The following is a 21,936-nucleotide window of genomic DNA, read 5'->3' on the forward strand; positions in this document are numbered from 1 at the left end:
TTCGGAGGGCTGGCGTGCGAAGGGGGCGCCGGTATGGATCTGCTGGAGGAGCCACGGCCGTACCGTCTTGAGTTCTCCTCTGCGCTTGCCTCGTCACCTTCCGTAAGGCACACTAGGGAGTGCCGCACCCCCGGTGGGTGTTGGAAGTGAGGCCGGGCCTCCCGATGGAATCGGGCGTCCGGCCTTCGCGCTGTCTGCCCTCAGTCGAGGCAGATCACGTGGACTTGCCCGGTCAGAAGATCGAAGCAGTCTGTGCGTCCATCCAGCCACCACGTGGTGGCCCCTACGACGCTGTCGGCAGCCCAGAGAAGCGGTTCTTCGTAAGAGGACTGCCACGAGACCGTCATGTTCTTGGACAGTCTGTAAGTTTTGCGGGCAGCCATGAGGAGCAAGAGGTCCAGGTGATCCTGGCCGGGAGAGCGACTCTCGACGATGACTGTCGAGACCCCCATCCCATCCAGTTCGACCAGCAGTCTCTGCAGACACCTTCGGCGCGCTCGTTCGGTTCGGGTCTCCTTCCCGTAGAGGTGAACTGCGACAATGCCGCGTATCGGCATGTCCGCGAGCCTCTTGCTGATCGCAAGTTGCCGTGCCGAGGATTCCTCTCTCCAATGCAGGCGGGTGTTCTTGCCCAGGCGGAGCGACCTCAGAACTGCCCGGATGTCGTCGTGATCGGTGGAGTCCACGATGACGGCTGCCAGGGCGTAGACGCCGCAGTCGTCGGGGCGGCGACGGAGGCTCTCGTCGATGTACGCGGTAAGCACCGAGTAAGGTTATCGTCACTAATTGTAAAAGAAGCTCGAACGCGACCGGGATTTCGAACACGATTGCGGGTCGTAGGCGGACAAAACAGGGTGCTAGCCACACAACTTCATAGGAGGGCGGCGTGAAGCCGACGCTTGCGGCTGAGGAGTTACAGCGGAATCTAACGCAGTTCCTCACGACCACGTTCGCCCTTGCCGAGAAGCCGGTTCGCGAAGCGCTCGAACGGTTCCTCAACCATCCTGAGCAGGGCATCTTCCGGGGGCCGTACCTGCGCATCCGCACGCCGTTCCGGGCCGCCGAGGAGGGCTGGCGGGACGCCCTCGGGTGGGCGCCGCAGGACTTCACGCCGTACCGGCACCAGGCCAGGGCCTTTCAGAGGCTCAGTTCGCTGAACAAGACCCCCGAGCCGACGCTGATCACCACAGGTACCGGTTCGGGCAAGACCGAGTCGTTCCTGCTCCCGGTGCTGGACCACTGCCGGCGCGAGCGGGCCAAGCAGCGGCCCGGCGTGAAGGCCGTGCTGCTGTACCCGATGAACGCTCTGGCCACCGACCAGGCGCACCGGCTGAACGAATATCTGCAGCAGCCCGACCTCCACCAGGTGACCGCCGCGCTCTACATCGGCGACACCCCCGAGGTCGGCTACCAGCGGGTGATGACCCAGCGCGCGGAGATCCGCAGGAATCCGCCCGACATCCTCATCACCAACTACAAGATGCTGGACCTGCTGCTCCAGCGCGTCGACGACCTTCCGCTCTGGGACGATGCCGGCATCGCGTACGTCGTGGTCGACGAGTTCCACACCTACGACGGCGCGCAGGGCACCGATGTCGCCATGCTGCTGCGCCGCCTCGCCGCCGCCACCGGCCATTCGACGGTTTCCGGCCAGGGAGAGGGGAGACCGCTGGGGGCCATCTGCCCGGTCGCCACCTCCGCGACCTTGGGGGAGGGCGGCGACACCGAGGTCATCCGTCAGGTCGCCGAGCAGGTCTTCGGTACGCCGTTTCCCGAAGGGGCCGTGGTCGGCGAGGACCGGCTGACCCCGGAGGAGTTCGTCGGCGAGATCGACGTCACCCTGCCGCTCCCCGACCCGCAGGCGCTCGCCGTCTTCGGCGACCCGGTGCGGGACCCGGCCGCGCTCGACGAGATCGCCGCCGAGGTAACCGGCCGGAACGGCCTGACCCCGGTGGAGCTCGGCGGGGTCCTGAAGACCCACATCCTCACCCAGGCGGTGCTCGACCTGCTCAGTGGTGGCCCGGCGACGATGGAGGAGATGCTCGAACTGCTGCCGCGCCGGGGCGCCTACAACTGGGGCAGGGCCATCCGCCAGTCTCCCGCCCAGGCCGCGACCGCGCTGGCCCGCTTCGTCGCGTTGCTGTCGGCGGCGCGGGATCCGGACGACGCGAACCGGCCGTTCCTACACATAGAGACGCATGTCTGGGTGCGCGCCGTGTCCCGGCTGCTCCGCCTGGTGCACCATTCCCCGGCCTTCGCCTGGGTGGGCGAGCTGCCGGTGCTGGACGCGGACTCGACGTTCAACGTGAACGGGAAGACCCTGCTGCCGTCGGTGTTCTGCCGCCACTGCGGCCGGTCCGGCTGGGCGGCCTATTCGCCGGAGCGCGACCCGCAGGAGCTGGTGACCAACCCGGACAAGATCTACCGCGCGGCCGTCGGCTCGGAGAAGAAGCGCATCCGCCCGCTGCTGCTCGCCACCCGTAGCGAGGTCGAGAGCACCGCGCAGTGGGTGGCGGTGCTGGAAGGTGACCGAGTACGGCCGGTCGACCCGCACAGGGACGTCTACGGCGAGGGCGACAACGTGTTCGTCCTGGCCGACCTGCGCACCGAGGCCGAGGCCGGCCGGTCGGCCGAGCAGGACCGCTGCTCGGCATGCCAGATGGACCAGGGTATCCGCTTCCTCGGTGCCGGCCTGGCCTCGCTCGCCTCGGTGACGATCACCCAGCTCTTCGCGGCGAACCAGCTCGAACCTGGGCAGCGCAAGACCCTCCTGTTCAACGACTCGGTGCAGGACGCCGCCCACCGGGCCGGGTTCGTCGCCAACCGCTCCTACACGTTCTCGTTGCGTCGGCTGCTCACCTCGCGTCTTTCCGCAGAGACGCCTACGCTGCTGAACGACCTGGTGGCCGACCTCATCGCCGCCGCGAGCGAGCCGGACGTGCTGTCCGCCGTCGTGCCGCCCGACCTGCACGATCGGGACGAGGTCGACGCGCTCCTGTCCGGGGGGACTACCGGCACCGCGCAGGCGTGGGGACTGATCGGGGAACGGCTGGCGTTCGCCACTGTCATGGAGCTCGGCCTGCGCTCCCGGCAGGGCCGTACGCTGGAGCTCACCCGCACCGCCGCCGCGGAGGTCGTGCTGCACGACCCGTCGAAGATCGCGGCGCTGGCGCGGGACAAGCACGTGGACATGCCGGGGATGATCGAACTCGCCGGTGAGGATCGCTACCTGGTGTTCGTGCGCGGCCTGCTGGAGCGGCTGCGTACCCGGGGTGCGATCAAGCACGTCTGGCTGGACCGGTGGATCGCGGTCGCCGGTACCAGGAGGTACGCGGCGATCTGGGGCAAGCGTCCCGAGGGCATGCCAGCGTTTCCCCGCGGGCTTTCCGCGCCGACGTTCCTGCTCGACCGCAAGAAGAACCGCTCCGAGTTCGACCGGATCGACGCGGACCAGGGCTGGTACCAGGACTGGACGGCCCGCTGTCTCGGTCTGGGCCGTGGCGTCGCCGGCGACTACCTCGCGCGGATCCTGCCGACGCTGGCGGGGGAGGGTGTGCTCTCGGCCCGCGTCGCCGACGACGGGGCCACCCGGGTGTACGGGCTGCAGCCCGGTCACGTCCAGGTCCGGCTGCTGACCGGTCCGGAGACCGGCGAGGCGGGCATCGGCTGCGATGCCTGCGCCTGGGAGCAGACCGTGCATCCCGAGCTGACAGGCGACTGGCTCGGACAGCCGTGCCCGCGTTACCGCTGCCGCGGCCATCTGACCCACCGCGACGACCTCGACTACCGGCGCGACTACTACCGCCGGCTGTACCTGGAAGGCGACGGCGTGTTCCGGGTGGTCACCGCGGAGCACACCGGCGCGCTCACCCGCAAGCAGCGCGAGCAGGTGGAGCAGCGGTTCCGCGAGGGTACCCGGTACAACGACCCGAATGTCCTGGCGTGCACGCCGACCCTGGAACTGGGCATCGACATCGGCGACCTGTCCGCGGTGGTCCTCGCCTCGCTGCCGCCCGGTCCCGCCAACTACGTGCAGCGGGTCGGCCGGGCGGGGAGGCGTACGGGCAACGCCTTCCTGGTCACGCTCGTCGGCAGATCACCGCGCGACCTGTACTTCCTCGGTGAGCCCCGGGACATGATCGCGGGGGAGATCGTGCCACCCGGCAGTTACCTGTCGGCGGTGGAGATCCTGCGCCGCCAGTACGTCGCCCACCTGATCGACCTGTGCGCCCGAGGCAGGCTCACGGGAGACGGCGGCCCGAGCCCACGGGCGGATCAGCCAGTCCTGCGCGGGCTCCCGGATCGATCAGGCTCCGCAGGGCTGCGCCACGCACAGGGAGTGCTCCCGCTCCCCAGGTTGGCCTCGGCGCTGTTCGGCGAGACCGGCTGGCTGGCGGCCTTCGTCCCGGCCGCCCTTCGCGATGGAGCCTCACTGGTCGAAGGCTTCCTCGACCTGTTCGGCGAAGCCGTCTCAGCCGGGGCCGCCGAAGAGCTGCGCGAGTTCGCCGTCGCAGGCCTGGCGCAGGCCGTACAGGAGGCCGAGCGGACCTGGAGTGAGCGGCTGTCCGACCTTCGCGACAGGCTGTCCGCGATCGACGCGGCGATCGAGCCGCTGCTGGAGTCGGACCCGATCCAGCGTGACCGGAAGCGGGAGATGCAGGCCGAGCGCCGTGGCGTCGCCAAGCGCATCGGCGACATCGGGCGGGAGAACGCGCACGGCACGCTGGTCGAGCTCGGGCTGCTGCCCAACTACTCGCTGATCGACTCGCGCACCAGCCTGGAGGCCACCCTCACCTGGGAAGAGGAGACGCCCGACGGGAACAGCCGCTACCACAGCGAGGTGCGGGAGTACCAGCGCTCGGCCCGGCTGGCGCTGACCGAGCTGGCCCCCGGCAACTCCTTCTACATGCAGGGCTACCAGCACCAGGTGACCGGGCTCGACCTCGGCACCCCATCCCGCCCGTCCTTCGAGCAGTGGCGGGTCTGCTCCGACTGCGGGTACGTCCGCACCACGCTCGCCGAGGCCGACACCAGCCCGTGCCCGCGCTGCGGCAACACGGCCATCGGAGACCGCGAGTGCCTGCACGGAGTGTTGCGCCCGATCCGGGTCACCGCCCACGACCGGCGTGACGACGCGCAGATCCGCGACGACCACGACGACCGGGAGCGGCGCTACTACGAGCAGGCGGTCGCCGTCGACCTGGAGCCGGCGGACATCGCGCCTGGGTCCTGGCGGCACGCCAAGACGACGTTCGGCGTCGACTTCACCCGCAAGGCGGTCATCCGGCGGTTCAACCTGGGCACCACCCGTTACGACCGGCCCGCCACCGACCGGTTCGCCGGGGAGGACGTCCGGCTCAACCCGTTCCACGCCTGCCCGGCCTGCGGCGGCGCGACATGGGACGGGCCCCCGGCGATGATGGCGACCATCGGGCCGCAGGCGAGCTCGTTCGCCGACCCTTCCCGAAAGCACCACCGGCCATGGTGCGCCTACCGGCGCGCGGCAGAGGACGTCGAGCACGTCAAGCTGATCCTCGCCCACGTACTACGCACCGAGGCGCTGCGCATCCTGCTTCCCGTCGCGACCCTGCTGATCGAACAGCGGATGGCGTCGTTCGAGGCGGCGCTGATGGCCGGAGTGGCGGCCTGCTACGGCGGCGACCCCGACCACCTGGCGGTCGTCACCGCGACGATGCCCGACCAGGAGACCGGACGGCGCCGCCGGTTCCTCGTCCTGCACGACACGCTGCCTGGAGGCACCGGCTACCTGCACCGGCTGTCCACGCCGGAGGAGTTCCGCAAGGTGCTCGCCGCGGCGCGGGACATCGTGGAGACCTGCGCCTGCGCCACCGACGGATCCAAGGTCGCCTGCCACCGCTGCCTGCTGGCGCACGTGTCCGGGGACAAGTACGACAAGGTGAGCCGGGCCGAGGCTCTCATCATGCTTCGCGAGCTCCTCGAAGAGTGGGACACCGCGACGGTAGCCAGCACCGACGCGATCTCCCTGTGGGACCAGGTGGAGAGCGAGCTGGAAGCCCGCTTCCTCGGCGGCCTGCAGGCCTGGGCTCGCCGGAGCGACACGCCCGGTACGCTGGGCCGCGCGGGCACGGTCAACGGCCGACGTACCGCGGACCTGCGCATCGAGCAGGCCGACGGCTCGATCGCGCACTGGCAGATGATCCTGCAGAACACCATCAGGGAGACCAGGCCCGACGTGCTGTTCCGGCGGCTGGACGCCGTCTCGGTCACGTCCGGGCCGGCGGAGGTCGCCGTCTACCTCGACGGATACAACTACCACGCGTCCCCGGCGAAGAACCGGCTGGCGGGCGACGCGGCCAAGCGCACCCGGCTCCGCGCGCACGGCACGCTGGTCTTCCAGCTGACCTGGGACGACCTGGACGAGTGGGAAGGGCGCGGACACAGTCCGTCCCCGTCCACGGAACCGTTACGGGCTCCCTACCTGGGCAACGCCCGTACGGCCGCGCGGCAGGTCTACCAGCAGTTCAGCCCTGACCGTGAGCCGGACGAACTGGTCCGCACCATGTGGACCAACCCGATCGACACGCTGCTCGCGTTCCTCGGCGAGCCGGACCCCGGCCGGTGGCTCCGCCGCGCCGAAGCCGCCGCCGCAGGGCTGCTGCTGGTCACACAGGCACAGAGCGTCTGTGGGCCGGACGGCGTACCGGAGCGGCTGATGGCTGCGCTCCGGGGCGAGCCCATGCCCCCGTCGACCGCCGGTGCGATCGCGGTACGGTGGTCCGCCGACACGAGCGGCTGCCCCGTCGCTCTGATCATCGACCAGCGATCCGGGTACGCGTGGACGGCCTTCGCCGTGGTCGACGACCGGCACGAGACGATCGTCGCCGACGAGGAGGCGCACCGCCGCCGGTGGGCGGCATGGCTGTACTGGGGCAACCTGCTGCAGTTCCTGGACATTGGCGCAGGGGAGGGCGGGCAGCTCACCGTCACCGGCCTGGACACCTTCGACCCGACGTTGCTCGCGGCGGCGGGCGGAGCCGGGATCCTCTCCACGCTCAGCCTGGTGCCGCTGGACGAGGACCTGGTCGATGCTCCGGTTCCCGCCGGAAAGCCGCTCGACCCGGCCCATGCAAAGCCACTCGACGAGGACTCCGGAGTGTCCGTCACCGAGACGACGACCACTTCGGTCTCCTCACTGGACGAGACCGTGCCCGTGCGCGACCGGGCGGAGCCCGTATCGGACCGGACGCTGCCCGTACGGCGTCCCGTCGTCGAAGGGCAAACCGGGCCGACGGCGTCGGGCAACGAGGTGGACCCCAGCTGGGAGCGGATCTACGACGTTCTCGACCCGGAGGAGGCGGGGCTCGCGGAGTTCGCCCGAGCCCTCGCCGAGCTGGGCGTTCCGGCGCCAGGTGAGGGAGGGGTCGGGTTCGAGCTCGGTGAGCAGGCCTGGCAGGCGGAGATGGCGTGGCCGTCGGCCAAGGTGGCGGTCGTTCTCGCTGGGGACGACGACGAGGCGCGCAACCGGAACGCGGCGTACACGGCGGCCGGTTGGGTCGTGCACGACGTACGCGTCTGGACGGCCGAGGAACTGGCCGAACGGATTCGAGGGGGGAACGTCACGTGAGCGACCACGGTCCTGCGGAATCCAGGAGGAGCACCCGATGAGCCGCCACGGCCTTGCGGAATCGTCCAGAGCCATCGAGCGTGATCAGGGGGACAAGTGAGCATTCAGGGCGAGGCGACGCTGCGGCTGCTCGACAAGGCCGACAAGGAGATCATCAAGCTCTCGCGGGACGTCAAGGGTGCGATCTACGACTTCCAGCACAAGTTCCGCAAGAACCCGGCGAACCCCGGGCTGCACTTCAAGCAGCTCAAAGGACATCCGAGGCTGTACTCCGCGCGGGTCAACCAGGAGTACCGGGCGCTGCTACTGCACGCCGGCGAATCGGACTACATCCTGGTCGCGGTCAAGCACCGCAAGGACGTGTACGAGAACCTCGACCGGTTCGCGTACCAGATCAACCCGGTCAGCGGCGGCATCGAGTTCGTCGACCTCGTCACCATCGAAGAACGGGTGGGCGAACAGAAGCCGGCCGGGCCGGAGACGTTGTTCTCCGCCCACACGACCGAGCAACTTCTCGAACTCGGCGTGGCCGAGCCACTGCTCCCGCTCATCGCGAAGATCACGACTGAGGAGGAGCTGCTCGGCCTGGCCGAGTACGCTCCCCAGCTCACCGGCGAGGTGCTGCTCGCCCTGCACGACGGGAAGAGCGCCGAGGAGGTGCTCGACCAGGTCACCGCACCCGTCACCGCCCCCGATCCGGTCGACGCCGAGGACTACCAGGCGGCCCTCGCCAGGCCCGCGACGCTGGTCACCACCGAGGACACTGCCCTGCAGGAGATCCTCGAAGGAGACTTCGGGCGCTGGCGGGTGTTCCTGCACCCCGCACAGCGCAAGACGGTGGAACGCGCCTACAGCGGTCCCGCCCGGCTCAGCGGCGGACCCGGTACCGGCAAGACGATCGTCGCGCTGCACCGCGTGAGACACCTGGTGGACAAGCTCGGCCCTGGGCACGGCAAGGCGGTTCTGCTGACCACCTTCAACAAGAACCTGGCCGTCGATCTGCGGCGCAGGATGCTGGAACTCGCCGGACCCGAGGTCGTCGACCGGGTGGATATCGTGAACATAGACAGCCTCGCCGCGAAGATCGTGGCGGAGGCGGAGCCTGGCGGGCAACGCCGGTGGATCGACGACACGAAGGCGATCATGGAGTGGGAGGAGCTGCTCGGCGAAGCGGGAGAGACGCGGTGGGATCCCGACTTCCTGCACGCGGAGTGGTCCCATGTCATCCTCGGCCAGGCGATCAACTCCCGCGCCGACTACTTCCGTGCGCGCCGCGCCGGACGAGGACGGACCATCACCCGGGAGGACCGGGCCGCCATCTGGCAGCTGGTCGAACGCTACGTGAAGCAACTCGACAAGAAAGAGCTGTGGACCTACCGTCAGGTGGCGGAGCGCGCCGCCCGGCTGGAGATCGAACGCGCGCGGAAGATCGCATCGTACGAGGCGAACCAGATCGACTCGGTGAAGCTCCAGCATGATTCCGGGATCTGGTACCGGCCGCGCTACCGGCACGTCGTGGTCGATGAAGCTCAGGACCTCAGCGCGGCCCACTGGAAGATGCTGCGCGCCATGGTGCCCGAAGGCCCTAACGACATCTTCCTGGCCGGGGACACCCACCAGCGGCTGTACGGCAACTACGTGTCGCTGGGAACCCTCGGGATCAACATCCGGGGACGGTCGTCGAGGCTCACGCTGAGCTATCGCACCACGCACGAGATCCTGGGCGCTGCTCTCGGCGTGCTCGGGCAAGAGGAGTGGGACGACCTCGACGACGGCCGCGACGACCTGTCCGGCTACCGTTCGGTGCTGCACGGCATGCGCCCCACGCTTCGGCCGGCCCCCACCTGGGAGGCCGAGTTGGACGCGATCGTGGACCAGGTCCGCGAGTGGGACGATGTGGCGCCCGCGGCGATCGCGATCTGCGTCCCCGAGCGTGCCATGGTCTCCGAGGTGGAGAACCGGCTCGGCAAGGCGGGAATCTTCGCCACGTCCATCGGGCCCGAGGGGCCGAAGTTGTACGACGCGGTCCACGTCGGGACGATGCACCGGTTCAAGGGGCTCGAATACCAGCGGATGATCATCGCGGGTGTCGCCGAAGGGCTGGTGCCCTCACATCGGGTCATGCAGTACGAGCGAGGTGACGCGCTACGCTTCCGGCGCGAGCTTCAGCAGGCCCGCTCCCTGCTGTTCGTCGCGTGCACGCGGGCGCGGGACTCGCTGGTGATCTCCTGGCATGGCCGACGCAGCAGGTTCCTGCCGTGAAGACGATCGCCGAGCGCTACCAACTGTCCCAGCCTATCGCTCGTGGGGGCATGGGCCAGGTCTGGCTGGGATCTGACCTGCGTCTCAACCGGCCCGTCGCGGTCAAGCTGATCCACGAGGACGACCTGGCCGACAGGAAGGAGACGGTCCGGCGCTTCTATCGTGAGGCGCGGATCACCGCTCGCCTGCGGCACCCCGGCACGCCCGTCGTGTACGACTTCGGGAGCGACGAGGGCCGGCTGTTCCTGGCCATGGAGTACCTCGACGGCCACACCGTCGCACATCTCATCGACGAGCACTCGCCACTGCCCGTTCCCTGGGTGGCGATCATCGGTGCCCAGGTCTGTGCCGTCCTGGCGGCCGCGCATGCCGCCGACCTGATCCACCGGGACGTCAAGCCGGGCAACCTGGTGATGCTTCCCGACGCGACTGTCAAGGTGATCGACTTCGGGGTGGCGACGGCGCTGAGCGGAGAGGAGTTCTCCAGGATCACCCAGTCGGGCGCGGTACCCGGCACAGCCCGCTACATGGCCCCGGAGTTGCTGGACGGTGCCTCGGCGAGCCGTTCCAGCGACCTGTACACCGTGGGATGCCTGCTGTATGAGCTGCTGACCGGCACGCGCCCCTTCGCCGCACCCGACCTGATGGCCGAGATCTACCGCAGCCGCAGCGAAACACCGCCACCTCTGGGCCGCTCCGACATCCCCCGGGAACTCCGCGAGCTGACCTTCCACCTGCTCGCCAAGTCCCCCGAAGAACGTCCGCACAGCGCGGCGTCGGTGTTCCGCACCCTGCTTCCCCTGATCGAACCCCCGCCGCCGATCCCAGGCCTGATCGACAAAGACCTGTCCACCCACCCCACCCACATGTACGCCGCAACCCTTCGGCAGATCGGCCCCTGAGTCACACGCATCTCAGTGGAAAAAAGAGCATCGGTTCCATAACGTGAGGCGATAGATCCGCATATGTGGTCACCTGATCTCTATTCTGCTGATATGTCTGCCGCAGTGCATCCCTAACTTGGATAGATTTCGGTGCTTTCTTATGATTGGTGGCAGGGTCGGTTGGCCGAGGAGTTCTTCGGCCCTGCCCAGGCTGGCCGCCCACTCCTCTTCTTTGTTGACGACGACGAGGCCATACGTCTGCACGGCGATGCACGTGCCGCAGATGCCATAAATGATCTATGTACTGCCGTCGCGCAAGAGGCTATTGATTGGCAGCGCGGCGCGTACGAGCGCGTCTACCGTGACGTCCTTATTTGGGAGAGGTCTTCATCGGAGGATCCGCCACCATGCCTGCCCTTGCTCGCGGTATGCGTGCTGGCGGCGACGCGCATGCGGGGCAATGGCGGGCGGGGGGCCTTCGCCTACTACGCCCGGCTCGCGGAGATCCTTTCTCCGCCGAACTGGTATCGCGGGAGCGATCATGAGAAATATCTCCAGAGGGATTATGACACCGTAGGGATTCTCTGGAAGTGTCTCGATACGTGGCTGAAGGAGCGCGAGGGGACGCGAGGGTTCAGTACGTTGCACGCGTCCAAGGGTAGAGAGAGCTCATTGGGTACGCCCAGTCGCAGGCCCTCGTTTGCGCCGCGGATCACGATCGTCTGGCTCGGTTCTTCGCGGAATTCCAGGGACGAGACGCCGCCACACTCTTCCGAGGCCTGCGGATGTGGAAGGACCGACCGCGACTCTCTCGCCGCCTCCGGGAGGCCTTCGACAAGAACAGCGATGACAATGTCCTCGGCCCATTGCTCATCTCTCTCGCCGAATCAGACGGTCGCGTTCCTCCGGTGCCGAGCGGATTACGACGGCTGCGGCTGAAAGTTACCGCGACTGATGATTACCGGGACGGCTGGAAGTTGGGGTGGCGCGCGGAACGCGTCGCCGGTGTCGATGGCGACACGCTGGCGCACCCCGGTGGCCATCTCGTCGTGACGGCGCGTGGTGAAGGAGCCCTTTACGTCATCTCGGGCGACGTTCCTGACCTCAAGCAGGGGCTCGAGAAGGGGTTGGCCGCACGCGGCGAACGCCTGGGCATCAGCCTTCAGCCCCGGCGGCACCCACTGATCCTCCAAGAGGATCCGCTAGGGGGATGGACCGAGGTCGACAACGCATCGCCTAATAGGGCATCCCTCGTCATCTTTGATGAGCAAGGTGAGTTGGAAGCTCGGAGCCTCGTCCAGCGAGCAGGCTTTGAGTGGGAGGAATGGGACGATAGCTCGGTGGACGGCTGGCGCGTGGCCACCGACCTCGAGTTCGATGACGGTCCCGGGGACCAACGGACCAGGCTAGTGGGTGGCCTCCACCTTCGGGTGACGGGCGAGCGGCGGCACTATCTCGTCGGGGGTGAGCCGGATCTGGTGCCGCCGCCCGGAGCGGACGTCGTCCATCTCGACGGCGTGCCGATCTCGACAGGGGGAAGGCCAACGGAGCTTCGGGGCCGAGGTCTTGCTCATGGTGAGCACAGAATCGATGCCGGAGCCCGACAGCTGACGTTCTTCCTGCATGCCCCACGTCGGCCCGTCCCTTTTGAGGCACCAGGTCCTTCGCGCGCCCGCACACAGCCTTCACCTTTTGAGGGATCCACGATAATCGACGCCGAGGGCCGCTACACCGATCTGATCCCAACGGCACCGCCCCTCTGGTGGCGTGAGCGTCGAACGGGGCTGGGCGGTGAGCCCGAGACGATGGAATCCCCGATTCCGCGGTATGGCTCGTGATCGATCACCCGGACGGCACCATCGAGGTGAAGTTGATGCGCCCCGAGGAGCCGCGGATCTCTCACCTCACCCCGGATATGCGAAAGTTCTGGGCGCTCATGTTCGCGATCGAGCATCCGCCGCCGGAAAGACTCTGGAAGAAATACCTGGAAGCAGTCTTGAGGTGCGGCAATGGCCGTTTCTGAGCACCCGCAGGGATTCGATCCGGATCTGGTCGTCTCCTGGCTTGCCGAGATCGAGTCGGGACGGATCGATCGCCTCCGCGCTGACATCGTCTGGGCGGCGAGGGCCAACGCCGTGGATGCCATGCAATGGATCGAGTTGATGGAAGGTCTCGGGATACTCCAGCTCGACTGGACTGCCCGGACCTGGAGGGCGCAGCCGCTGGCGCTGACGGCACTGCCAACGAGACGGGTGTGACCTTGCTCGCCGGGGCTCGCCCCGCCCCCCAGGACTGGAATCATCTTCCGGGCGTGGTCGTATGCCGGAGCCCTCAAGGGACACAGATTCGCCCGCCGTCGACAGTCTGGTTCCAGACGAACATCGAGCAGGCGGGGGACGTGCTCGGAGCCGAGTTGACGCCATGCGCAGCGGAGCGGATCGCGGATGGGCTAACCCGTCTGGAGCTGGGCGAACCGGGACCGGGACCCGCGCGGGACAGTGAGTTGGCCGTCTTCGACACGCTGTCGGGGCGGTTCGGACGACCGAGAACGGTTCCATCGCCGCGCCCAGGTTTGTATGAGTACCTGCTTTACGGGCGGATTCCCCGGTATGCCATCTTCCGTAATCAACAGTGGTACAGCGTTGATCGCTCTGCGGGGATTCAGATCTCCCTGCCGGCGGCGGCGTTCCCTTTCATATGGCAGCCTGAAGGGGACGGGAGCGGGTTGCGGAGTCTGGGGAGACTCATTGTCGATCATCGAGCTCCACTACCCCGTCGCCACCGGGAGGCCGCAGTGCTGTGCACCGGTCTGCCACCCCTGCGGCTGACGGCAGGAATGGCCTACGACGGGGTGCCGCGATGGATCGCCGAGAAGATCGCGAAGTCGTCGCGCCGGAAATTGGAGATTCGATGAGTGGGCTCGATGTTACTCGTACGTTCGAGGCACTGCGCGATGCCTACCTGCGGTATTACGACACGGCCTTCCGGATTCGGGACCCTCGGTTGCGTGCGGAGCGGCGCGCGTTGCTGAACGTTCCAGGTGGGATGTACGCGGAGCCGTACGTAGAGGTTCGGCCGGAGTATGCGACCACCGGCCGCTCGTTGAGTGAATCGGTCACGCGAGCAAGCGGTGCCGAGGAGCTTGCGGACTTCGCCGAGGTGGGTCTGCTCGGGGTAGGCCCAGAACTGTACACCCATCAGGAGCGGGCGCTCGTCTCGGCCCTCATACCTGGGCGGAACGTCGTTGTGACGGCGGGGACCGGCTCGGGTAAGACTGAGGCATTCCTTTTGCCGATCATCTCGGACCTGCTCAAGGAGTCACGGTCATGGGAGGGCACGCCGGGGAAGGCGGAGCGCTGGTGGCAACGCCGTAGGGCGTGTATTTGGCTGTGATCAAGGGATGGTCCGGGTGAGGTCTTTGATCCAGATCATCGCGGCGCGGAGGTGGAGGCCCGCGAGGTAGCTTGCAGGGGTCTTGTCGTAGCGGGTGGCGATGCCTCGCCAGGCCTTCAGCTTGTTGATCAGGCGCTCGACGGTGTTCCGCTCCTTGTACAGGTCGGCGTCGTGGCTGACGGGCCGGCCGCCCTTGCTGCCCTTCTTCTTCCGGTTGGCGGCCTGGTCCTTCCTTTCTGGGATGACTGCCTTGATACGCCGTCTCCGTAGGTAGGCGCGGTTGCCGCGGGATGAGTAGGCCTTGTCGCCGGCGACCGCGCCGGGCCGGGTCCGGGGACGGCCGACGGGCACCCGGATGCGTACTTTCTTCAGCACCGGGATGAACTGCGGGCTGTTGGCGGCCTGTCCTGCGGTCAAGACGAACGCCAGCGGGCGGCACTTGCGGTCGGCGGCGAGGTGGATCTTGCTGGTCTGCCCGCCCCTGGAGCGTCCGAGCAGGGCAGCTTTCAGCCGGAGCTTACGCCGGTACCGGACGCGTCGCCGTTCTTCTGCTTCGGGGTCGTTTGCGGCGTTCTGCTCCTGTTGTCCTTCCGGGTCGCCCCCTTTTGCTGGCCTTGTCGTCCTCGGCGGCCTTCTCCAGCGCGGCGACAAGGTCGCTGCCCAGGTGCATCCCGGCGGCGTCGTGATGAGCCCGGGCGGTGGTGGAGTCCACGCTGACCAGGGACAAGTCCACCTCCCCACGCTTGACGGCTTCCGCGATAACCCCCTCCAGCAAGGCTTCGAAAACACCCGCGTCCCTCCACTGCCGGAAGCGGTTGTGGACGGTCGGCCAGGCGCTGAACTCCTCGGGCATCTCCCGCCACTGCCCGCCCGTCCTGAACCGCCAGATCACGCCCCTCGAACTGCTGCCGTAGCCGCTCAGGGTACGGGCCGAACCTGCCGATCGGCAGGTAAGGCTCAATGAACTCCCACTCTTCGTCTGTCAGTTGGGCCCGCGTCACACACGACGACCTACCGGATCCCGCTCTGCCGCAGGGGCGAATCCCAAACATTGATCGCGTAGTTTCTTGCCTTGTGGCCTTACAGGAAAGACGGGCCGGTGTGGATCGCCGGACGACTATCGAGGAACGGCTCCACAGCACGGCCGTCGCCGTCCCCAGATAGACGCCCGTCGCGACCCGCGGTCCTTGGCGGAGCAGGCGGCGTGTGCCCGCCCATGGGCTGTTTCAGGCGAGTGGCGGGGCCTTTCTCGCCGAACCTCGATAGTCCTCGACCGTGTAGCGCTTCTCGCTCTCGTCCAGCTTCGCGTGTGCCGCCTGGACCAGGTCGATGTCCAAGATGTCGGCCAGCCGGATCAAGAAGATCATCACGTCGCCGACCTCTGATCGCACCCGACCGGAAGCCTCCGGATCCTCCATGACCTCGGAGGATTCCGAAGGCGTAAGCCATTGGAACTCCGCAAGCAGTTCCCCGACCTCACCGGCCAGCGCCATCGCCAGGTTCTTCGGCGTGTGGAACTGCTCCCAGTCTCTGGCCTGCGCAAAGCGTCGTAGCCGTTCGGCCAGGCCTTCAAGCTCGCTCATGGGAGCAAGCTACCCGCGGTGGTTCTCCGTCGCGGGCAGCAGGGCAGAGCAGCGAGACTATTCGGCGGTAGGGACGAACGCTCCGCGCTGCGGTCGCGTTCGTGTGGCTTCGTGAGAGGCGGTCGGTGGCTGTGCGTAGGCGGGACCTGTACCTCATCGTCGCCGCGGTGTCGTGTGTGCTCGTGGCGTTCGGCGCTGTCGCCTTCAACTGGGTGAAAGGCGGCCTCGACGTCATGATGGAACGGCCGGACCCGGCTTGCGTCGCTCGGAGCGAGGCCGAGAACGAGAGGCTGGCGCAGGCCGTCGCCCGATACCTGCCCTCCGTGAACCCTGACGAGATCGAGCGTGGGCACAGCTGCGGCCCACCCGAGAGCGGCAGCCCTTGGATAGAGACCGAGCTTCCGCGTACCTCGATCGATGAGACTCTGCGTGGGTTCCGCCCGCCGCACTGGACCGCGGTCCCGGCGGACGAAGCCCAGAAGCAGGCCGATCCTGGGCAGGTGGCCGCCGCAGTGACGGGAGAGGTGGATCACCGCAAGGTCGAGGTGTACGCCATCCAGGTCAAACCCCGCACGGGACCCCTCAGGGGACCGGTCAAGATCATTGCTTGGTTCGTGATGGCCTAGTGTGCTGCCCCACAGCTGTCCGGTGAACGGTCCCCGGGGTGCTCGCCGTACGAGGGCGCCGGCATTGTCGTATCCCACTTCGCCGACGCGGCGCCCAGGACATGGGCGGGGATCTGTACCGATCCCTGCGCCTCGCCGCGGCCTGCGGCGAGGCGGTGCTGGGGGAGCGTCAGTCCCGCGCGGTGTCGCGGTAGCGGCGGGCGGCGGCCAGGGCGGCGCGGATGGTGTCGGCGTCGGCGGGGGAGCCGGGGTCGTCGCCTGCGATGCCGAGGCCCTGCGGGTTCCTGGCGTAGGGCACGGCATAGGCGGGGGTGTCGCGCTGGAAGCGCCAGCCCTCCGCCAGCGGTCCTGCGTCCACGGCGTCGAAGCCGAGGATGTCCAGCAGCGCGGTCGCGGCGGCCTTGGCCCCAGGGTCGTCGCCGGCGATCGGCAGGGCTGTGCGGTCCGGGGAACCCGCAGGGCGGGCCAGGGCGGCCAGGTGCTTGAAGTAGATGTTGTTGAAGACCTTGACGACCTGGGCGTCCGGCAGATGCCGCTGGACCAGTTCGCTGGTGGTGGTCTCTTCGGTGTCCAGTTCCGGGATCTGTCCGTCGCGCTGGGGATAGTAGTTGCCGGTGTCCAGGACGACCTTGCCGGCCAGCGGCTCCACCGGTACCTGGCGGTATGCGTGCAATGGGACGGTCACCACCACCCAGTCCCCGGCGGCCGCGGCCTCGGCCGGGGTGGCGGCTCTGGCGTGCGGGCCGAGTTCCTCGGCGAGCGTGGTCAAGGTGTGCGGGCCGCGGGAGTTGCTCAGCACGACGTCCAGGCCGGCGGCCACCGCCAGCCGGGCGAGCGTGCTGCCGATGTTCCCGCTGCCGATCAATCCGAGAGTTGCCATGACGGCGACAACGACATCCCTGGTCTCTGTTGTTCCTCTCTGGTCGGGGCTTCTCAGCGCATGCTCCCGCGGCACCCGCCGGCTCCGGGCTCGGCGACGCCCGCCCGCTGTGTCCGATCGCCGCGCCTCGGCGCCACCCACGATGGGCGACACCGTACGAAACGCCCTCTCGGTGTCCGGGTGAACTGGTGATGAGTATCACCGCTTGACCGGCTCAGGAGCCGGGATATTTGCCCCGGGGGAGGTCGCCGCCGGAGAACCAGGTGGTGAAGTCGTCGGCGAGTTCGGTGATGGTGGTCCGCCCTTCCAGGGGTGACAGCCAGTGCTGGGGCAGGGCCGTCTCGCCGTGTCCGGCTCCGAGGATGTTGCCGCAGATGGCGCCGGTCGAGTCGCTGTCGCCGGAGTGGTTGACGGCCAGCAGCAACGCACGCTCGACATCGTGCTCGTGGACCAGGGCGCAGTAGACGGCGATCGCGAGTGCCTCCTCGGCGACCCATGCGCCGCCGAGGGTTTCCACTGCCTCGGGGGTGGGGGGTGTCGTACCGGCCAGGGCGACTGCGGCCTGGATCGCGGCGGTGGTCTCTTCGTGTCCGGGGTGTGCGGAGAGCAGGGCGAGGGCCTCCTGTACGGCGTTCGCGAGCGCATGTCCTTGAGCGAGGAAGGAGACGATCGCCGCGAAGGCTCCTGCGGAGAGGTAGCCGGTCGGGTGGCCGTGGGTGATCTGGGCACAGGCCGCCGCCAGGCGGAACGCCTCCCGCGGTTCGGGGGACGCCAGGCCGAACGGGGCCGAGCGCATGACCGTGCCGCACCCCTTGGAACCGGAATTGACCGCGCCGGCCGCGCCACCCGTCGCCGTCGGGCCGAGCTGGTGACGCAGGCCGGACAGGCAGGTGTTGCCCGGCGCACGGCGGTCGTAGAGCCAGGTCTGCTCGCGTAGCCGGCCACTGCGGACGAGCCCGTCATCCGGTGGCGGGGACTTGTGCTGCTGCGTGTCGAGCCAGCGAAGGTACGCGTTGCGCACGACGTCCACCTCGGCGCAGAAGCCTCGTTCTCGCGCACGGACACCGGCGCGGATCAGTCCCTCGACGGTGAACAGGGTCATCTGGGTGTCGTCGGTGATCAGGCCGATCTTCCCGCGCCAGTCGGGGGTGAGGTCGGTCAGCCCCGTACGACCATGGCGGCGGCGGATGTCGGCGATGGAGTCGAACTCGATGGGCGCCCCGAGCGCGTCCCCGATCGCCCCTCCGAGCAGGCAGCCACGCACTCTGCTGCCAAAGCTCACATCGGTGTGCTCGGCGTCGCGCATGATGGTGATCTCCTTCGCACGAATGACCCTGACCGTACCGGCAGTAGCCGCCACGTCGCGGTCGATCTCTGCTGATTCACGGGCTTCTGCGAAGTCCCCTTCTGTCTACAGGGGCGCGTCGAAGCCGAAATCTCTGGCCAGATCGTTCTAAGGAAGGCGGCGCAGCTCGGCGGCGGCTTCGGGGTGGATGAGCGTGTCGCTGTGGTCCTGAAACCAGATCACGACCAGGCACGAGGACTCGGCGTTGGGAATCCCGGCCTCGAATAGCCCGATGCACTTCACGGGCGGCAGGAACTCCACAAGGCCATACGGGTGGGGGCGGGGGCCGCGCCGATCGAAGCGTTGCTGATCGTCCGGGATGGTTCTAGCCGGTGGGACGAGATGGACGGGTACTGCGTCCACTTCCGGCGCGTCCGCTCCATCGTCCGACCGATGAACATCTCGTCGTTCATCCGCTGCCTGGGCACGCCTTCGATGAGGCCGCCGTAGGTGAGAGTCATCTCCACCCAGCGCAGATGCACATCGAATCCAGCGTCCAGCCGGAGCGGTGTAACGGCGAGACCGACCATGATTTCCTCCACTGAGCTGAGCCAGGTCTACCGCGACATCGCCGGTCCGGCATCGGAATGCCGCAGAAACACCTATCGGATGGTGGCCGCATGCAGTAGATCATATGTGAACCGAGTGCACAACATACACTCGTCCTCGCGCTTGGATTCGTCGAGGTTGGCCGGTGCCGCCGGTCGGCGGCTCCGGGCTCGCTCTGTACGCGACCTGCGTGCCTACGCCGACGGGTTGCACGACCCTATGCGCCATCTGGACGCTCTGGAGTGACGGCCCGCCACGAGTCGGTTCGTCCCGTCCGGGCCTTCAGGGGAGTTTGCCGAGGGACTTGGTGAGGATGGCGGCGGTGTCGGCGATGAGCTTGTTGTCGTAAGCCGTGTCTCGGGCGTGGTGGTTGGTGTAGATGGTCATGATGATGGGGGGAGTCGTGGCGGTGGGGTGGATTACGGCGATGTCGTTGGCGGAGCCGTAGGAGGATGAGGAGCCCGTTTTGTCGCCGATGATCCAGGTCTTGGGGAGGGCGGCGCGGATGCGGGCGTCGCCGGTGGTGTTGGCGCGGAGCCAGGCGTTGAGCTGGGCGCGGTCCCGGGGGTCCAGGGCGTTGTCGACCGTGACCTTGCGCAGGTCGTGGGCTATGGCGGCGGGGGTGGTGGTGTCGCGCTTCTCCTTGAGGCTCCAGTTGTTGAGTTCGGTCTCCCAGCGGTCGAGGTGGGTGATCGGGTCCTTCAGCGAGCGGAAGTACTTCGTCAGGCCCGCCGGTCCGCCGATCTGCCTGAGCACCATGTTGGCCGCGGTGTTGTCGCTGTAGGTGATGGCGGCCTCGCAGAGCTTGGCGACGGTCATGCCGTCATCCACGTGCTTCTCGGTGACCGGGGAGTTCTCCTTCAGGTCGCCGCTCTTCCAGTGGATCACCCGGTTCATCAGCCCTGGGGTGGAGGTGCGGGCCTTGTCCAGGACGGCGGCGCAGGCCAGTGCCTTGAAGGTGGAGAGCAGGGGGAAGCGTTCGCCGGAGCGATAGCCGATCGTCCTGCCGGTGGCCGTGTCGACGGCGTACGCGCCGATGCGACCCTTGGACGACTTCTCCAGGTCGCGCAGCAGCCGGTGGGCGACGGCTTCGCGGGGCGACGTGAGCCGGAGGTCTTCGAGGCCGCCCTGCTTGACGCCTGTCGCGGTCAGGGCCACTCCGGTCCGGGGGATCGCCCGGCTGTCGGCCACGGCGGTGTCCACACCACAGGCGGTTCCACCCGCGAGGAGGGAGATCGTCAGCCCGGTCGCCTTCAGCGCCGCAGGAAGCCGGTGAGTGGGCAAGTGCCGCATTCCATGTCCTTCGCTCGTGATCAGTGGGCGCAAGAAGGACATCAGAGTGAGACGGATGGTGTCCAATATCGATATTGGTCCGCCCCTCATATCGGCACTCGTATCAGTGCAGGTCGGGCCGCTATCGCGCTGATGGCCGGCGCTGCGGTGCCCGCGTCGGAGTCAGGTTCGGAGGTGCCCGGGGCCGGGTGCGGTGGGTGACGGACGTTCGTCCTGGTCGGGGGCCTCCACCAGGTGCGGGGAGATCTTTCGCGGGGCGCTTGACGGTGGTGGGGAGAAACGGGTGTCCTGGATGGGTGGCACCTCGTTCGGTGAGGCGTCTGCGCGGACACAGGCCACTGACCCCACGACATCGAGAGATGCCCAGGGTCAGGACAGGTCTCCCCGGCTTAAGGGGTGACCCCAGGTGGCTTCCCATTCAGGGATCACGCCGTGCAGTGCCGAAGCTCTTACATGAGGGGTGCTGGTCAACTGTTGGTCCGCCGTCGAGGACGGCGCGTGCGCGGGCGCCCTGGCATGCTCGCGGGCGGTGTAAGGAGGAGGTGACGCGTGATGGACGTCGATTGCCATAGTCGACTGTCCTGTTCCGTGACACCCCGCATCCATCGCCCGCGCCGGGACGGCTGACCGGCCGAGACCGGTCGGGCCTTCAGAGCTCACGCGCGGCCGCCGTCGCGCCCGGTGCGATGCTCCCGCGGGGCGTTCCCCTTGCGTAAGCGGAGGAGGTCCGCCATGACCATCACGATCACGCTGCCCCAGATGCTGACGAGCGCCGACCTGCGGCGTCTCCTGCGTGCCCTGTGGCCGCTGGCGGCCGTCGCGCTGCCCGCGGTCGCGGAGGCCGTCGGGGCGTCGTTCGTCGTACGCCTGGCCGTCGAGATCGCCGTACGGGTGGCCGGCCAGGCCATGAGTGCGTAGACCACCCGGGAGCGTACCGGGACGGCGTCCGCCCGGGGGGCCTCGTCAGGCCGCCGGGCGCTCGTCGTCGAACCAGCGGCGCAGCCGGTCGAGGATCGCCCGCAGCGCGCCCGTTTCGATCGCCCGATGGATCGCGCCGTCGGAGAACCGCTCGCCGCGGACGAACGTGGTGGCCAGGCGGGCGGCGTCGGCGACGGGCGCGCCGGCCAGGCCGCGTCCGTCCGGGAACAGGGGGGTCGTCCTGTGCCACTGCTGCCAGTCGAACACCACGATGACCTTCAGCTCGTACAGCAGGGCGACGACCTCGTCGATCGCGTCGCCGTGGAGGGGATGGGGGACCTGCACGGAGCCGGCGGCGAGCTTCTGCCCGCCGCCCCAGGGCACCTGGAGGCCGGCCGGGCTGAGGGCGCCGGCGAGGGAGAACAGACGCGCCCAGCGTTCGGCAGGCTGGGCGGCGAGCGTCGCGGCGATCTCGTCGTCGGTGGGGCCGCCGAAGCCGGACCCGCCCGCTCCGCGTGCGCGCTGTGGCTCCGTCACGATCGCCGTCTCCTCACTGCCGTTCGCATTTCCAACGTATCGGCCCGAAGGGTGGCGTAC

General features: G+C 68.1%; 17 protein-coding genes, 1 pseudogene and 1 riboswitch. Of the genes and pseudogenes, 9 read left to right on the forward strand and 9 right to left on the reverse strand.

The features are described from left to right. Window positions 1-200: 200 nt before the first annotated feature. On the reverse strand, window positions 201-764 hold the full coding sequence (locus DQ384_RS04465) for a hypothetical protein (RefSeq protein ID WP_114027369.1): 564 nt from the start codon (window positions 762-764) through the stop codon (window positions 201-203). 122 nt (window positions 765-886) lie between these two features. On the opposite strand from DQ384_RS04465, the gene DQ384_RS04470 reads away from it, so the two are divergent. The 7 genes from DQ384_RS04470 (at window position 887) to DQ384_RS04505 (ending at window position 14,145) form a co-directional block, all read left to right on the forward strand. Next, entirely contained in the window at window positions 887-7,606 is a 6,720-nt protein-coding gene (locus DQ384_RS04470; RefSeq protein WP_245966244.1) for a DEAD/DEAH box helicase, read from the forward strand. Window positions 7,607-7,702: 96 nt separating this feature from the next. Then, window positions 7,703-9,868: a UvrD-helicase domain-containing protein gene (locus DQ384_RS04475; protein ID WP_114027370.1), complete on the forward strand. Its 2,166-nt coding sequence runs from the start codon at window positions 7,703-7,705 to the stop codon at window positions 9,866-9,868. Then, the gene (locus DQ384_RS04480; RefSeq protein ID WP_114027371.1) at window positions 9,865-10,770 is read left to right on the forward strand and encodes a serine/threonine-protein kinase; all 906 of its coding nucleotides are present in this window, start codon (window positions 9,865-9,867) and stop codon (window positions 10,768-10,770) included. Before DQ384_RS04475 ends, DQ384_RS04480 begins: the two co-directional genes overlap by 4 nt. Window positions 10,771-11,537: 767 nt before the next feature. Beyond that, complete coding sequence (locus DQ384_RS40260; RefSeq protein ID WP_147268638.1) at window positions 11,538-12,590, forward strand: hypothetical protein; 1,053 nt, start codon at window positions 11,538-11,540, stop codon at window positions 12,588-12,590. Continuing rightward, a complete protein-coding gene (locus DQ384_RS04495) occupies window positions 12,587-12,775 on the forward strand; it encodes a hypothetical protein (RefSeq protein WP_114027374.1) in 189 nt (62 codons plus the stop codon). The genes DQ384_RS40260 and DQ384_RS04495 overlap by 4 nt, the downstream gene beginning before the upstream one ends. Then, the gene (locus DQ384_RS04500) at window positions 12,762-13,010 is read left to right on the forward strand and encodes a hypothetical protein (protein ID WP_114027375.1); all 249 of its coding nucleotides are present in this window, start codon (window positions 12,762-12,764) and stop codon (window positions 13,008-13,010) included. The genes DQ384_RS04495 and DQ384_RS04500 overlap by 14 nt, the downstream gene beginning before the upstream one ends. Window positions 13,011-13,662: 652 nt before the next feature. Beyond that, window positions 13,663-14,145 (forward strand): DEAD/DEAH box helicase, encoded by a 483-nt coding sequence (locus DQ384_RS04505; protein WP_181871023.1) that lies wholly within the window; start codon window positions 13,663-13,665, stop codon window positions 14,143-14,145. Here DQ384_RS04505 and DQ384_RS04510 read toward each other — a convergent pair. Further along, a pseudogene (locus DQ384_RS04510) lies at window positions 14,146-15,146 on the reverse strand (IS5 family transposase). A 225-nt stretch (window positions 15,147-15,371) separates the two neighbouring features. Further along, window positions 15,372-15,728 carry a nucleotide pyrophosphohydrolase gene (locus DQ384_RS04515; protein ID WP_114027377.1) on the reverse strand — a complete coding sequence of 119 codons (357 nt, stop codon included), beginning with the start codon at window positions 15,726-15,728 and terminating at the stop codon, window positions 15,372-15,374. A 101-nt stretch (window positions 15,729-15,829) separates the two neighbouring features. On the opposite strand from DQ384_RS04515, the gene DQ384_RS04520 reads away from it, so the two are divergent. Beyond that, window positions 15,830-16,354 (forward strand): hypothetical protein, encoded by a 525-nt coding sequence (locus DQ384_RS04520; protein WP_147268639.1) that lies wholly within the window; start codon window positions 15,830-15,832, stop codon window positions 16,352-16,354. A 169-nt stretch (window positions 16,355-16,523) separates the two neighbouring features. On the opposite strand, the gene DQ384_RS04525 is transcribed toward DQ384_RS04520, so the two are convergent. The 5 genes from DQ384_RS04525 to bla all read right to left on the reverse strand — a co-directional run bounded on the left by DQ384_RS04525 (window position 16,524) and on the right by bla (window position 20,421). After that, window positions 16,524-17,234 (reverse strand): NADPH-dependent F420 reductase, encoded by a 711-nt coding sequence (locus DQ384_RS04525; RefSeq protein ID WP_114027379.1) that lies wholly within the window; start codon window positions 17,232-17,234, stop codon window positions 16,524-16,526. Between the two features lie 214 nt (window positions 17,235-17,448). Beyond that, entirely contained in the window at window positions 17,449-18,540 is a 1,092-nt protein-coding gene (locus DQ384_RS04530) for an ADP-ribosylglycohydrolase family protein (RefSeq protein WP_114027380.1), read from the reverse strand. A 147-nt stretch (window positions 18,541-18,687) separates the two neighbouring features. After that, entirely contained in the window at window positions 18,688-18,822 is a 135-nt protein-coding gene (locus DQ384_RS43560; protein WP_281274005.1) for a hypothetical protein, read from the reverse strand. Then, window positions 18,819-19,109: a hypothetical protein gene (locus DQ384_RS04535; protein WP_114027381.1), complete on the reverse strand. Its 291-nt coding sequence runs from the start codon at window positions 19,107-19,109 to the stop codon at window positions 18,819-18,821. Before DQ384_RS04535 ends, DQ384_RS43560 begins: the two co-directional genes overlap by 4 nt. A 301-nt stretch (window positions 19,110-19,410) precedes the next feature. Next, complete coding sequence (bla, locus tag DQ384_RS04540) at window positions 19,411-20,421, reverse strand: class A beta-lactamase (RefSeq protein WP_114027382.1); 1,011 nt, start codon at window positions 20,419-20,421, stop codon at window positions 19,411-19,413. 296 nt (window positions 20,422-20,717) lie between these two features. Continuing rightward, a riboswitch (M-box (ykoK) riboswitch) is annotated at window positions 20,718-20,888 on the forward strand. 265 nt (window positions 20,889-21,153) lie between these two features. Here bla and DQ384_RS04545 point away from each other — a divergent pair. Further along, the gene (locus DQ384_RS04545) at window positions 21,154-21,339 is read left to right on the forward strand and encodes a hypothetical protein (protein ID WP_114027383.1); all 186 of its coding nucleotides are present in this window, start codon (window positions 21,154-21,156) and stop codon (window positions 21,337-21,339) included. A gap of 45 nt (window positions 21,340-21,384) precedes the next feature. Here the strand turns inward: DQ384_RS04545 and DQ384_RS04550 are convergent, their stop codons facing one another. Next, on the reverse strand, window positions 21,385-21,876 hold the full coding sequence (locus tag DQ384_RS04550; RefSeq protein ID WP_114027384.1) for a DUF6508 domain-containing protein: 492 nt from the start codon (window positions 21,874-21,876) through the stop codon (window positions 21,385-21,387). Between the last annotated feature and the right edge of the window lie 60 nt (window positions 21,877-21,936).

Source organism: Sphaerisporangium album (genome assembly GCF_003323745.1).
GTDB classification, from domain to species: domain Bacteria; phylum Actinomycetota; class Actinomycetes; order Streptosporangiales; family Streptosporangiaceae; genus Sphaerisporangium; species Sphaerisporangium album.

Bases quoted from the DNA above. Each gene is read 5' to 3' on its own strand.
- DQ384_RS40260 (WP_147268638.1), top strand. From the start codon at position 11,538: ATGTGGAAGGACCGACCGCGACTCTCTCGCCGCCTCCGGGAGGCCTTC.
- DQ384_RS04500 (WP_114027375.1), top strand. From the start codon at position 12,762: ATGGCCGTTTCTGAGCACCCGCAGGGATTCGATCCGGATCTGGTCGTC.
- DQ384_RS04505 (WP_181871023.1), top strand. From the start codon at position 13,663: ATGAGTGGGCTCGATGTTACTCGTACGTTCGAGGCACTGCGCGATGCC.
- DQ384_RS04515 (WP_114027377.1), bottom strand. From the start codon at position 15,728: ATGAGCGAGCTTGAAGGCCTGGCCGAACGGCTACGACGCTTTGCGCAG.
- DQ384_RS04525 (WP_114027379.1), bottom strand. From the start codon at position 17,234: ATGGCAACTCTCGGATTGATCGGCAGCGGGAACATCGGCAGCACGCTC.
- DQ384_RS04530 (WP_114027380.1), bottom strand. From the start codon at position 18,540: ATGCGCGACGCCGAGCACACCGATGTGAGCTTTGGCAGCAGAGTGCGT.
- DQ384_RS04535 (WP_114027381.1), bottom strand. From the start codon at position 19,109: ATGGTCGGTCTCGCCGTTACACCGCTCCGGCTGGACGCTGGATTCGAT.
- bla (WP_114027382.1), bottom strand. From the start codon at position 20,421: ATGCGGCACTTGCCCACTCACCGGCTTCCTGCGGCGCTGAAGGCGACC.
- DQ384_RS04545 (WP_114027383.1), top strand. From the start codon at position 21,154: ATGACCATCACGATCACGCTGCCCCAGATGCTGACGAGCGCCGACCTG.